11 protein-coding genes are annotated in these 12327 nt (G+C 72.1%); 7 read left to right on the top strand and 4 right to left on the bottom strand.

Annotated features, from left to right (window positions below; translation table 11 throughout):
• Nucleotides 1–113 precede the first annotated feature (113 nt).
• From ACA361_RS17445 to ACA361_RS17435, 3 genes are all read left to right on the top strand, one after another.
• Nucleotides 114–1643 (top strand): MFS transporter, encoded by a 1530-nt coding sequence (locus ACA361_RS17445; RefSeq protein WP_375013040.1) that lies wholly within the window; start codon nucleotides 114–116, stop codon nucleotides 1641–1643.
• A gap of 281 nt (nucleotides 1644–1924) precedes the next feature.
• Nucleotides 1925–3406, top strand: coding sequence for a SulP family inorganic anion transporter (locus ACA361_RS17440; RefSeq protein ID WP_375013554.1), 1482 nt, complete (start codon nucleotides 1925–1927; stop codon nucleotides 3404–3406).
• Between the two features lie 82 nt (nucleotides 3407–3488).
• Entirely contained in the window at nucleotides 3489–3911 is a 423-nt protein-coding gene (locus ACA361_RS17435; RefSeq protein WP_375013039.1) for a MerR family transcriptional regulator, read from the top strand.
• 58 nt (nucleotides 3912–3969) lie between these two features.
• Here the strand turns inward: ACA361_RS17435 and ACA361_RS17430 are convergent, their stop codons facing one another.
• Together ACA361_RS17430 and ACA361_RS17425 are read right to left on the bottom strand one after the other, a co-directional pair.
• Nucleotides 3970–4956: an endonuclease/exonuclease/phosphatase family protein gene (locus ACA361_RS17430; RefSeq protein WP_375013553.1), complete on the bottom strand. Its 987-nt coding sequence runs from the start codon at nucleotides 4954–4956 to the stop codon at nucleotides 3970–3972.
• A 119-nt stretch (nucleotides 4957–5075) separates the two neighbouring features.
• Nucleotides 5076–5699: a M15 family metallopeptidase gene (locus ACA361_RS17425; protein WP_375013038.1), complete on the bottom strand. Its 624-nt coding sequence runs from the start codon at nucleotides 5697–5699 to the stop codon at nucleotides 5076–5078.
• Between the two features lie 159 nt (nucleotides 5700–5858).
• Between ACA361_RS17425 and ACA361_RS17420 the strand changes: the two genes are divergently transcribed.
• The 3 genes from ACA361_RS17420 to ACA361_RS17410 all read left to right on the top strand — a co-directional run bounded on the left by ACA361_RS17420 (nucleotide 5859) and on the right by ACA361_RS17410 (nucleotide 8956).
• The gene (locus ACA361_RS17420; RefSeq protein ID WP_375013037.1) at nucleotides 5859–6554 is read left to right on the top strand and encodes a response regulator transcription factor; all 696 of its coding nucleotides are present in this window, start codon (nucleotides 5859–5861) and stop codon (nucleotides 6552–6554) included.
• Nucleotides 6547–7728: a sensor histidine kinase gene (locus tag ACA361_RS17415; RefSeq protein ID WP_375013036.1), complete on the top strand. Its 1182-nt coding sequence runs from the start codon at nucleotides 6547–6549 to the stop codon at nucleotides 7726–7728. The genes ACA361_RS17420 and ACA361_RS17415 overlap by 8 nt, the downstream gene beginning before the upstream one ends.
• A 409-nt stretch (nucleotides 7729–8137) precedes the next feature.
• Nucleotides 8138–8956 (top strand): SAM-dependent methyltransferase, encoded by an 819-nt coding sequence (locus ACA361_RS17410; protein WP_375013035.1) that lies wholly within the window; start codon nucleotides 8138–8140, stop codon nucleotides 8954–8956.
• 335 nt (nucleotides 8957–9291) lie between these two features.
• On the opposite strand, the gene ACA361_RS17405 is transcribed toward ACA361_RS17410, so the two are convergent.
• On the bottom strand, nucleotides 9292–9750 hold the full coding sequence (locus ACA361_RS17405; RefSeq protein WP_375013034.1) for a hypothetical protein: 459 nt from the start codon (nucleotides 9748–9750) through the stop codon (nucleotides 9292–9294).
• Nucleotides 9751–10056: 306 nt separating this feature from the next.
• Between ACA361_RS17405 and ACA361_RS17400 the strand changes: the two genes are divergently transcribed.
• Nucleotides 10057–11103 carry an NAD(P)-dependent alcohol dehydrogenase gene (locus ACA361_RS17400; protein ID WP_375013033.1) on the top strand — a complete coding sequence of 349 codons (1047 nt, stop codon included), beginning with the start codon at nucleotides 10057–10059 and terminating at the stop codon, nucleotides 11101–11103.
• A gap of 80 nt (nucleotides 11104–11183) precedes the next feature.
• Here the strand turns inward: ACA361_RS17400 and ACA361_RS17395 are convergent, their stop codons facing one another.
• Nucleotides 11184–12188: a zinc-binding dehydrogenase gene (locus ACA361_RS17395; RefSeq protein ID WP_375013032.1), complete on the bottom strand. Its 1005-nt coding sequence runs from the start codon at nucleotides 12186–12188 to the stop codon at nucleotides 11184–11186.
• Nucleotides 12189–12327 lie beyond the last annotated feature (139 nt).

Genomic DNA, 12327 nt, shown 5'->3' with positions numbered 1-12327 from the left:
ACCACGAGCCTAGGCGCCAGGGACCGCGAACGAGAGGCCCGAGGGTACCCCTGCGAGGTGTATCCATCCCAGGGGCCTGGCTGGCCGGCCCGCCCCGGCGGAGGGTCGTCGCCATGAACGAGACACGCGCTTCCCGCTCCCCGGGCCTGCGGGCCTGGCTCGGACTGCTGGTGATCCTCGGCCCCGTGCTGCTGGTGGCCATGGACGGCTCGGTGCTGTTCCTGGCGATGCCGCGGATCTCCGCGGAACTGTCGCCGACCGCCGACCAGTCGCTGTGGATCCTGGACGTGTACGGCTTCGCGGTCGGGGCGCTGCTCATCGCCTTCGGCAACCTCGGCGACCGGTACGGCCGGCTGAGACTGCTGATGATCGGGACGGCCGCCTTCGGAGCCGGCTCGCTGGGCGCCGCCTTCGCGCCCACCCCCGAACTGCTCATCGCCTTCCGCGCGCTGATGGGCGTCGCCGGCGCCACGCTGCTGCCGTCCGCGCTGGCCGTGCTCAGCGAGCTGTTCACCGACCGCCGGCAGCGGGCCCGGGCGATCGGCATCTTCGCGGCCGCCTTCGCCGCCGGGTTCGCCATCGGGCCGATCACCGGCGGTCAGCTGCTGAGCCACTTCTGGTGGGGCTCGGTCTTCCTCATCAACCTCCCCGTCGTGCTGCTCTTCCTGGCGTTGGCGCCGGTGCTGCTCCGCGAGGTGCGCTCTGGCGGCACGGGCCGCGTCGACGCGCCGAGCGTGCTGCTGTCGGCCGCCGGCATCGTGCTGAGCGTCTACACGATCAAGCACCTGGCGGGGGAGGGCCCGGCCCCGGCCCTGGCGCTCACCGGCCCCGCCGGCATCGTCCTCCTCGCGGCCTTCGCCCGCCGCCAGCTCCGGCTGCCGCGGCCGCTGGTCGACTTCCGGCTGTTCCGCGACCGGGTGTTCTCGATCGCGGTCGTCACCGGGCTGCTGCCGCTGGCGGCGTGGTCGGCGGTGGCGTACCTCGGCGGCATCCACCTGCAGTCCGTGCTCGGCCTCAGCGCCTTCGACGCCGCACTGGTCGCGGTCCCCGGCGCGATCGTCCTCACCGCCACGTCCATCGTCACCCCGGCGCTGGTCGCCCGCACCGGCACCCGGGCGGCACTGCTGGCCAGCCACTTCACGATCGCCGGAGGGCTGCTCCTGCTGCTGCCCCTGGGCGTCTCCGGCGGCCTCGGCTGGTACGCGGCGTCCACCGCCGTCGCCGGCGTCGGCTACGGGATCTCCTTCGCCGTCGTCGCCGACACGGCCGTCGCCGCGGCGCCGCCGGAGCGGGCCGGTGCCGCCGGGGCCATCGCCGAGACCAGCAACGAGCTCGGCAACGCCCTGGGCATCGCCCTCCTCGGCTCGCTGGCCACGCTCCTCTTCCGCCTCCAGGGCCCCGACCTGGCCGCAACGCTCCCGGAGACCCTGCACCTGCCCGGGATCAGCGCGGCGGCCGTCGCCGACGCCAAGAGCGCTTTCACCACCGGACTGCACGCCGTCGCCGTCACCGCCGCCGTGCTGCACGCCGCCCTGGGCGCCTTCACCCTGCGCCGCGTCCCGCGTCCGGGCTCCAGCGCGCCGCGGCCGGTGGACGACGCGTCCGCGCTCCTGGCAGCGGAGGAGGCGCCATCGAGCCGCTGAAGCCGCTCCGAACTCCGCCGGCACGCGCAACTCTCCCGTTACGTTACAGTAGAGATTGTCGCGGGCCCGGCCCGCGACGATCCCTGGCCTGCGGGACGGCCGATGTGATCCCCGCGGCGGTCCGGCCGCGTCCCGCACCAGCGGACTGAACGGCCTTTCCCGCTCGCCCGGCGACGTGGCCGGGCGCCCGCCCCACGCTCGTCACCCCCGATGGGCCCGCGCCCGCGCCGGCGCGTGCCCGGTCCGCCTGTGTCTGGAGTGCCTTGTCCCTGCCCGCCGTCATGGCCCGCCTGAAGCCGTCCCCGCGGCCGTCGGCACCGATCACCGCCAAGCTGCTGCGCACCGAGGTGCTGGCCGGGCTGGTGGTGGCGCTGGCGCTGATCCCCGAGGCGATCTCGTTCTCCATCATCGCCGGGGTCGACCCCAGCGTCGGGCTGTTCGCCTCGTTCACCATGGCCGTCACCATCGCCATCGTCGGCGGCCGGCCCGCCATGATCTCGGCCGCGACCGGCGCGATCGCCCTGGTCGTCGCACCGCTGTCCCGCGAGCACGGCCTGGGGTACCTGATCGCCGCCGTCATCCTCGGCGGGCTGTTCCAGATCGTCCTGGGCGCGCTGGGCGTGGCCCGGCTGATGCGGTTCGTGCCGCGCTCGGTCATGGTCGGCTTCGTCAACGCCCTGGCCATCCTGATCTTCATGGCCCAGGTCCCCGAACTCCGCGACGTCCCCTGGCCGGTCTACCCGCTCGTGCTCGGCGGCCTGGCGCTGCTGGTGCTGTTCCCCAAGGTCACCAGGGCGGTTCCGGCGCCGCTGGTGTCGATCGTCATCCTCACCGCGCTGACCGCCGGCGCCGGGATCGCCGTCCCCACCGTCGGCGACAAGGGCGCGCTGCCCTCCTCGCTGCCCACCCCGGGCCTGCCGGACGTGCCGTTCACCCTCGGCACCCTGACGCTGCTCGCCCCGTACGCGCTGGCGTTCGCGCTGGTCGGGCTGATGGAGTCGCTGATGACCGCCAAGCTCGTCGACGACATGACCGACACGCACTCCGGCAAGACCCGCGAGTCGATCGGGCAGGGCATCGCGAACATCGTCACCGGGTTCTTCGGCGGCATGGGCGGCTGCGCGATGATCGGCCAGACGATGATCAACGTCAAGAACGGCGCCCGCACCCGGATCTCCACGTTCCTGGCCGGGGTCTTCCTGATGATCCTGTGCATCGTCTTCGGGCCGATCGTCTCCGACATCCCCATGGCCGCCCTCGTGGCCGTCATGGTCCTGGTGTCGGTCGGCACGTTCGACTGGCACTCCATCGCCCCCGCCACCCTCAGGCGGATGCCGATCGGCGAGACCTCGGTCATGGCCGTCACCGTCGCCGTCGTGGTGGCCACCCACAACCTGGCCATCGGCGTCATCGTCGGCTCCCTCACCGCGATGGTGATCTTCGCCCGCCGGGTGGCGCACCTGTCCAACGTCTCCGCAGTCCGCGACCCCGACGGCGGCCAGGCCGTCTACTGCGTCACCGGCGAGCTGTTCTTCGCCTCCAGCAACGACCTCGTCTACCGGTTCGACTACGCCGGCGATCCCGGCCACATCGTCATCGACCTCACCGGCGCCCACATCTGGGACGCCTCCTCGGTCGCCGCCCTCGACGCCGTCACCGCCAAGTACCGGGCCCGCGGCAAGACCGTCGAGATCATCGGCCTGAACGAGGGCAGCGCCAGGATGCACGGCACCCTCAGCGGCGAACTCGCCGGCAGCCACTGACGCCCCGGCGGCCCGGCAGGCGATGGCAAACTTGACCGATCGGACACGGCCGCCGCCGTCCGACGGCCACGGAGGGAACGTGATGGGCGCGGAGCGCATGCAGATCGGCGAGGTCGCCGACCGGACCGGGCTGAGCCTGCGCACCATCCGGCACTACGAAGAGGTCGGCCTGGCCCCGCCCTCGGCCCGTTCCCAGGGCGGTTTCCGCCTCTACACCGAAGCCGACGTGGCCCGGCTGATGGTGATCCGCCGGATGAAGCCGCTGGGCTTCACCCTGGACCAGATGCGCGACCTGCTGGAGATCACCGACCGCCTCGACGCCGAAGGACTGGACGCCGGCGAGCGGGCGGCGCTGCTGGAACGGCTGCGCGGCTACCAGCGGACCGTCGCGCAGCAGATCGACAAGCTGCGGGTGCAACTGGAACGGGCCGAGGACTTCGCCACCACCCTGCGCACCCGCCTGGAGCAGGCCACCGCGCCTGCCCCCGGCACGCAGGAGGACTGACCGCCCCTGCACCGGCCGTTCCGCCGGACGCGTCCTGACGACGGTCATCGACCTGGACTCACCAGGTGATTCTGGCTGCGACCGGGCGGTGGTCGCTGCCGGTGGCGGGCAGGACCCATGAGCTTTTCGGTTGGACGCCGCGGACGAGGATGTGGTCGATGCGTGCTACCGGGAGTGTGGCGGGCCAGGTGAAGCCGAAGCCGTCGCCGGTGGTGTCCTGGGTGGAGTGCAGTTGGGTGGTGAGGGGGTGCAGGGCGCGGTCGTGGGTGGTGGCGTTGAGGTCGCCGAGCAGGACCACCCGCTGGTTGGGTTCGGTGGCGATGGTGTGGGCGAGGGCGTGGGCGTTGCGGTTGCGGTGGGTGGTCCAGAAGCCGGTGCGGGGGGTGAGGCGGGCGGAGCCCAGGTGGGCCACGTACACCGCCAGCGGCCCGTGGGGGGTGGTCACGGTGGCGCGCAGGGCGCGGTTGTAGGCCTGTTTGGTTTCGGGTGCTTTGGTGGCGGCCAGGGGGCCGTGGTCCATCTGGATGTCGACCGGGCGGATGTGGGTGAGCGGGAGTTTGCTCCAGAGGCCGACCGTGCCCTGCACGGTGTGGTGCGGGTAGGTGTGTGCCAGTGCCTTCTCATAGGCCGGCCGTGCTTGGGGGGTGAGTTCTTGCAGGGCCAGCAGGTCGGCGCCGGTGGCGGTCAGGGTGCGGGCGGTGCCGGTGGGGTCGGGGTTGGCGGCGCCGAGGTTGTGGCCGGCCAGGGTGAGGTCGCCGCCCGGGCGGGTCTTGTCGGTGAGGGTTGCGGTGAACAGGTGCAGCCAGACCGCGGCCGGCAGTAGCAGCGCTACCGCCGCCGTGGGTGAGCGGCGCCACAGTGTGGCGGCGGCCAGTGCCGGGATCGGCAGGCCGGTCCAGGGCAGGAAGGTCTCCACCAGGCTGCCCGCGTTCCCGGTCCGGTTCGGGATGTGCGGGTGCAGCAGCATGAACAGGCCCAGCAGCAGCGCGAGCACGGCCAGGACGGGGCCGCGCCTCCACGGCTCCGGCCAAGAGCCGATGCGGATCGTCCGGCCGATGCTCGCGCGGCGGGTCCCGACCCGGGTCCCGGTTTCCAGGCGGTCGCCGCCCGGTTCCGGTACGGCCGTGTCCGCTCGGGCCAGCGCCCGTCCTCGCTCACTGCCGGTCACTTCTGCATCCTCGGGTCCTGGGTGGGGTCGGAGTAGGTGCGCGGGCAGCCGCGACCGGGCGCGTCCGTGCGCAGTTCGTAGTGCCAGGGTTCGTTCCTGTAGATCTGGCACAGCCCGTACTCGGCGCCGTGCCTGGACAGCCATGCCGTCGCTTCGGAGCGGCCGATGTCGACCGCGTCTCCCGACACGTGCGGGGACGTCGCCGGGGTCGCCACCCAGCGGGCGGCCGCGGCTTCGGACCCGTACTTGGAGACCGCCCTGCGGAGCAGCCGGTTCTGGTATTCCGCGGAACGCCAGCCGCTATTGACGTAGATCTCCACTCCGTCGTCCGCGGCGGCCGTCGCGGCCTGGCGGAGGGCCTTGAGCAGATCCGGATCGAGCTTGGCCACGGCCGGGATCGTGTCATCGAAGACCGTCACGCCGTCCGGGACGGCCCCGTCGGCCGTGCCGGGCGCACCACGGCGCTCGCCGCGCGGGGCCTTCGGGGGCGGCGCGGCCGAGGAGGAGGGGGACGGCACGGGCGAGGAGGACCGCAAGGAGGGAGCGGGCGACGAGGAGGGAGGCGAGTCCTGTGACCGGCAGCCGCCGAGGGCCGTGGTGATCGCCGCTGTGACGGCCACCAGGCCGACGGCAGGGGAGCGGTGGATCGGGCGGGGGATCGTTGTTCGCGCCGATGGTCGAGTTCGGGTCATACCGGCAGTCAAGGGAACGCGGCGTTGCCGGCTCGTATGCCTTTTTCGATACGCCGACGATATGTGCCGCCTCGTAGCATCGACCGCATGCGCGTGCTGATCGTCGAGGACGAGCCCTACCTGGCCGAGGCCATCCGCGATGGCCTGCGCCTGGAAGCGATCGGGGCCGACACGGCGGGCGACGGCGACACCGCGCTGGAACTGCTGAGCGTCAACGCCTACGACATCGCCGTTCTCGACCGCGACATTCCCGGGCCTTCCGGTGACGAGATCGCCGAGCACATCGTCGCCTCCGGCGAAGGCATGCCGATCCTCATGCTCACCGCCGCCGACCGGATCGACGACAAGGCCTCGGGGTTCGAGCTCGGCGCCGACGACTACCTCACCAAGCCGTTCGAGCTCCGAGAGCTCGTGCTGCGGCTCAGGGCGCTCGACCGCAGGCGCGCGTACGCCCGGCCCCCGGTCAGAGAGATCGCGGGCCTCCGGCTGGACCCCTTCCGCCGGGAGGTGTTCCGCGATGGGCGCTATGTCGCGCTCACCCGCAAGCAGTTCGCCGTGCTCGAGGTCCTCGTCGCCGCCGGAGGCGGTGTCGTCAGCGCCGAAGAGCTGCTGGAACGGGCCTGGGACGCCAACGCCGACCCCTTCACCAACGCCGTCCGCATCACCGTGTCGGCCTTGCGCAAGCGGCTGGGAGAGCCCTGGGTGATCGCCACGGTGCACGGCGTCGGCTACCGGATCGACACCGGCACGAGCGCCGTCCCCCCTGGCAGCGCTCATGAATAGGCGCCGGGGTCTCAGCGCCCGCCTGAGGCTCACCATCAGCTACGCCGGATTCCTCCTGCTCGCCGGCGCTCTCCTGCTGGCCGTGATGTGGGTCTTCGTGCTGCGCTGGCTGCCCGATGTCCAGCCCGGACCCATCCAGAGGACGTTCGGCGGCGTGATCATCACCGGGCCCAACCGCTCGGACCTCCTGCGCGGCTTCGCCCCCGCCGCGGCCATGGCGCTGGCCTTCCTCCTGGTGCTGGGCCTGCTGGGGGGATGGGTCCTCGCCGGCCGGATGCTCGCGCCGCTCACCCGGATCGCGGACGCGGCGCGGATGACCGCGAACGGATCACTGTCCCACCGGATCCGGCTCCAGGGCCGCAAGGACGAGTTCCGCGAACTCGCCGACGTGTTCGACGCCATGCTCGAGCAGCTCGAATCCCACGTCACCGAGCAGCAGAGGTTCGCGGCGAACGCCTCCCACGAACTGCGCACCCCGCTGGCCATCTCCCAGACCCTCCTCGACGCCGCCCGCGACGACCCGGCGCGGGATCAGGGCGAACTCATCGAACGCCTTCGCACGGTCAACACGCGGGCGATCGATCTCACCGAGGCCCTCCTGCTGCTCAGCCGCACCGATCGCAAGAGTTTCACGCGCGAAGTGGTCGATCTGTCCCTTGTCGCGGAAGAAGCCGCCGAAACGCTGCTCCCTCTCGCCGAAGAACGCGAAATCGTTCTCGACGTCACCGGCGAGAAGGCGCGGACGGCCGGCTCGGCGGAACTCGTCCTGCGGATGGTGACCAATCTCGTCCAGAACGCCATCGTCCACAATCACCCCGCAGGCGGCACCGTGACCGTCCACACCGAAGTGGTGGACGGCGCTTGCGTTCTGCGGGTCGAGAACACCGGCCGGCCGGTCCCGCCGGACCTGATACCGACCATCACCGAACCCTTCCAACGCGGAACGCAACGCGTACGTGCAGGTGAGCATGCCGGCGTCGGCCTCGGGCTGGCGATCGTGCACAGTATCGTCCGAGCGCACGACGGGACCCTCGACCTCACACCCCGCCCCACCGGCGGCGGCCTCGTCGTCACGATCCGACTTCCCGGTGTTCGGTCCGGACATGGCGCTGGCGGCGCGGGACCCGTGCACATGGCTCGAGCATTGGAAACGGTGAGAGATCAGCCACACTGATGGACGCGGGCCTTCACCGGCCCACCGCTTTCTCCGCCCCGGTCCCTCCGCCGACGCCGACCGGATCGTCAAGCAGATCGACGGCGCCCTCGCGAGCAGGGACCACAGGGCCGCCGATCAGGCGGTCGAAGAGCTGCGGCGGCTCGTCCAGAGCGCCCGGGACACCGCGCGAACGGGACGCGGCCAACGCACGCCTGACAGTGGCCGGACGATCACGCCGATCGGATACCCGCAACGTGACTTCCGTCACAACGGCAAGAAGTGTCAGTGAGGCCGCCGCATCCGCCCTGTTCAAGGCTGCCCGGCGGTGTCCCCGCCCGGGCGCGCCGCCGCCCGTTTCCCATCCCCAAAGGAATGAGCGAGAACGCCTTCATGTGGTTCGCTTTCCCTGGAGAGAAAAGGTGGGCATGTGAGTACTGACGAGCAGGCGCCCTCGGGCATCGACCCGAGCGTCCCGAGCGTGGCGCGGATGTACGACTACTACCTGGGGGGCAAGGACAACTTCCTCTCCGACCGGGAGGCCGCGGACAAGGTCATCGCGATCAGCAGGGAGGTCGGCAACGACGTCCGGCTGGCCGCCCGCGCGAACCGCGCCTTCCTCGGCCGTGCCATGGAGATGCTGACCGGCCTCGGCCTGCGGCAGTTCCTCGACATCGGCACCGGGCTGCCCACCCAGGAGAACGTGCACCAGGTCGTCCTGCGCGGTGCCCCCGACGCGCAGGTCGTCTACGTCGACAACGACCCGATCGTGCTCGTCCACGCGCGGGCGCTGCTCGCCGACAACCCGCAGACCCTGGTTCTGGACGGCGATCTGCGCGATCCGGACGCGCTGCTCGCCGACCCCGCCCTGCGCGCCCGGATCGACTTCGATCAGCCCGTCGCGCTGATCCTGTGCGCCATCCTGCAGTTCGTCTCCGACGACGCGGAGGCCCGGCGGATCGTCGGCCGGCTGCGCCAGAGCCTGCCGTCCGGCAGCCACCTGGTCATCTCGCACGTGTTCCCGGGCGAAGGACACGACGACGAACTGGCCGAGGTCGACGGAGTCTACAGCCGTACCAAGGCGGGGAACTTCACGCTGCGCAGCCGCGCGCAGATCGAGGCCCTGTTCGCGGGAACCGAGCTGCTGCCGCCCGGCCTGGCCCCCGTCGAGGACTGGCGACCGGGCGGCAACGGCAGCTTCGACTTCACCAGGGCCACCTACCTCGGCGCGGTCGCCCGCGTTCCGTGAGCGTGAGCCGCCCCGGCGTCACTGGCCTCGCGAGGCCCTAAGCCCGAGATCTGCGTAAGCCCGCCGCACTCTCACGGCCAAGCCGGCGCCCACCGACCGTCCCCCTGCCCGCCGACTTTCCGAACACCGTCCGCGCCGTCGGCGGTGACGTCGAAGAGCTCGGCCCGCGACCAAAGGAAGGGCAGCGAGGCGACGGCGGCGGCAACCGCGATGACACGTCTCATGCGACAACCACTGCCCTGGCCGCAGCGCCGCGCCCGCCGAAACCACGTCCATGCAAACAGAACGTGCCGCTAGGGGAGTTGCTTGTCCGCGTAAAACGGAGGGGGCGAGGCTTAGGGGTGGTGTTTCCGGGACGGGCGGGGTATCGGGTGCTCGGAGGCCGAGCGGGCCAGCAGGCCGATCCCGAGCAAGCCGACGAATGCCGTTCCCATGGAGTTGGCGATCGCCTGACCCCATTCGGGTGCGCCGTTCAGGGCCTGGACGAACGGGCCGACGTCGCGCACGCGCACCCGCTGACCGACTTCGACCGCATCCTCGTTCGCGCCCCGCAGTTCGAGGTCGCGGACCGGAGCGCCGCCGGTGTCACCGGTGAAGGTCCCGTACCAGGAGCAGGACTTGCCGCAGCGCCACTCCTCGACCAGCAGCGTGCCCGGCCGCCCTTGCCCGGCGGCGGCCTCGCGCGTCGCGCCGATCTGAACGACGGCGCTCCACAGCAGCCAGGCCGCCACGCCCAGGAACCCGGCGGCCGCCAGCCAGCTCGCCGTCCCGGGCGCCCACCGGCGTATCCTCATCGTCCTCTCGGAGAGCCTCGCCAACGGCACCTCCCGTACGCCCCGGGCCGGCGGAACGGCCGGTGCGCCGGGCGGCCGGCCGTGATCCAGTTTCCCGCGCCGGCGCGATCGGTGCGTCATGCCTGCCACTACCGGCCACTTCGGGCCGGATGGTTCACGCGTCCAGGGCATGCGGGCCCGCGAACGGGAGGGGTGTCCTGTCATTACACCTTTCAGCAGTGCCTTCTAGGCGGCCTGAGCAGGTTCTTTCATGGGTGGTGGCCGATCCCGCCCGGCCCGTCGCGGCCGGGTACGACCCAAGGAGAGATGTTCGTGCGAGTTCACGCTTACGCCGCGCCGGCCGAGGCCGAGCCGCTGGTGCCGACGACCATCGAACGGCGCGCGGTGGGTCCCCGCGACGTGCTGATCGAGATCAGGTACGCCGGTATCTGCCATTCCGACATCCACACGGTCAACGGCGACTGGGGGCCGCAGTCGTACCCGCTTGTCCCGGGCCACGAGATCGTCGGCGTCGTCGCCGAGACCGGCGCCGAGGTCACCCGGTACGAGGCCGGTGACCGCGTGGGGGTCGGGTGCATGGTCGGCTCCTGCGGCCGGTGCGATGCCTGCCGTGGCGGCAGCGAGCAGTACTGCGCCGAGGGGATGGTGGAGACCTACGCGGGCGTCGACCGCGATGGCACCCTCACCCAGGGCGGCTACTGCACGCACGTGGTGGTGGACGCCGACTACGTCCTGTCGGTGCCCGAGGGCCTGGACCTGGCGGCCGCGGCGCCGCTGCTGTGCGCGGGGATCACCACCTACTCGCCGCTGCGCCGCTGGGGTGCGGGCCCGGGCCGCAAGGTCGCCGTGGTCGGCCTGGGCGGGCTCGGCCACATGGCCGTCAAGATCGCCCACGCCCTGGGCGCCGAGGTCACGGTGCTGTCGCAGTCGCTGAAGAAGCGGGAGGACGCTTTCCGGCTGGGGGCCGACCACTTCCACGCCACCGGCGACCCCGGCACGTTCGAGCGGCTGGCGGGACGGTTCGACCTGATCCTCAACACCGTCAGCGCCCCCATCGACATCAACGCCTACCTCGGCCTCCTGGCCGTCGGCGGCACCCTGGCCAACGTCGGCGCCCCCGCCGAGCCGATGAGCGTGAACGCGTTCGCGCTCATCTCCGGCGGCCGGTCCTTCGCCGGATCGATGATCGGCGGCATCGCCGAGACGCAGGAGATGCTGGACTTCTGCGCCGCGCACGGCCTCGGCGCCGACATCGAGCTCATCCCGGCCGACCAGATCAACGAGGCGTACCAGCGCGTGCTGGCCTCCGACGTCCGCTACCGGTTCGTGATCGACACGGCCACCATCGGCTGACCCGCCCCGCCGCCGCGGTCGATGTACGGTGCCGGGCCCTCGTGCGGCACCTCCGGCCAGATGCCGCACGGGTCGCGGCGTTACCGGCCGCCCCCTGACTCCTGCCGAACGAGCAGCAGGGTCTTCCCCAGGGCGGTGCGGTTCTCGATCGCGGCGTGCGCGTCGGCGGCGCGTTCCAGCGGGAAGGTCTGCCCGATGACCGGCCGGACGAGCCCGGCGGCGGCCTGGGACATCATCCGCTCCGCCCACCGCGCCACGTGCGGCCCGAAACCGAAGAGCTGCTCGATGCCGATCAGCTCCACCTCCCTGGAACGGGCTTCCGCGGCGTCGACCGGGGTGACCTCGCCGCTGGACGCCCCGTGCACCGAGAACCGGCCACCGCGGGCCGTCACCTCGAACGCGGCCCGCCCGATCCGTCCGCCGACGCCGTCGAACACCACGTCCGGGCCCGCGCCGCCGGTCGCTTCGAGCACCCGCTCCGTCCAGCCCGGCTCGGAGTAGTCGACCGCGGCGTCGGCGCCCAGCTCCCGGACCAGGTCGAGCTTGCGCGCTCCGCGGGCGGCTCCGATGACCCGGGCACCCGCCGCGCGGGCGAGCTGCGTGAGCAGGCTGCCGACGCCGCCGGCCGCCGCCTCGACCAGCACCCGGTCGCCGGGGCCGACGGCGGCCGTCTCGATCAGGCCCTGGGCGGTGCTGCCATCGCTGTGCAGGGCGATGGCGTCCGGCAGGTCGAGGCCGTCCGGCACCGGGAACAGTTCCTCGGCGTCGGCCACGGCACGCTCGGCGAAGCCGCCGGTGTCCCCGGTGTCGGCGATGACCCGGCGCCCGAGCCAGGACGGATCCACCCCCGCCCCGACCGAACCGACCTGACCGGCCACCAGGCCGCCCGGCACGTACGGCAGCGGCGGCCTGGCATGCCACTCGTCGACACCGCGCCGGATCTGCGTCTCGACGAACGTCACGCCCGCGACCGCCACATCGACCACGACCTGGCCCGGCCCGGCGACCGGATCCGGCGCCTCACCGGGCACCAGCACCTCCGGACCCCCGAACCGCGACGCCTGGACCACGCGCACACTGACCACCCCTGATCGTTGACCGACGAGTAACCCGACCATGCAACGTCAACCGCACTTGAGATCAAGGCGCGGGCCCGGCCGCTGGCGCCGGCGGGGTCGTTTCCGGCCGGTGGAACCGGATCGGCCGGCGCGATCTCTGAACAAC

Source organism: Actinomadura sp. 21ATH (assembly GCF_041951345.1).
In the GTDB taxonomy this organism is placed as follows: Bacteria; Actinomycetota; Actinomycetes; order Streptosporangiales; family Streptosporangiaceae; genus Spirillospora.
This window is presented reverse-complemented; position numbering and strand designations above follow the sequence as displayed.

Coding starts and splice junctions, on each gene's coding strand:
- ACA361_RS17445 (WP_375013040.1), top strand. CDS start 114: ATGAACGAGACACGCGCTTCCCGCTCCCCGGGCCTGCGGGCCTGGCTC.
- ACA361_RS17440 (WP_375013554.1), top strand. CDS start 1,925: ATGGCCCGCCTGAAGCCGTCCCCGCGGCCGTCGGCACCGATCACCGCC.
- ACA361_RS17435 (WP_375013039.1), top strand. CDS start 3,489: ATGGGCGCGGAGCGCATGCAGATCGGCGAGGTCGCCGACCGGACCGGG.
- ACA361_RS17420 (WP_375013037.1), top strand. CDS start 5,859: ATGCGCGTGCTGATCGTCGAGGACGAGCCCTACCTGGCCGAGGCCATC.
- ACA361_RS17415 (WP_375013036.1), top strand. CDS start 6,547: ATGAATAGGCGCCGGGGTCTCAGCGCCCGCCTGAGGCTCACCATCAGC.
- ACA361_RS17405 (WP_375013034.1), bottom strand. CDS start 9,750: ATGAGGATACGCCGGTGGGCGCCCGGGACGGCGAGCTGGCTGGCGGCC.
- ACA361_RS17400 (WP_375013033.1), top strand. CDS start 10,057: ATGTTCGTGCGAGTTCACGCTTACGCCGCGCCGGCCGAGGCCGAGCCG.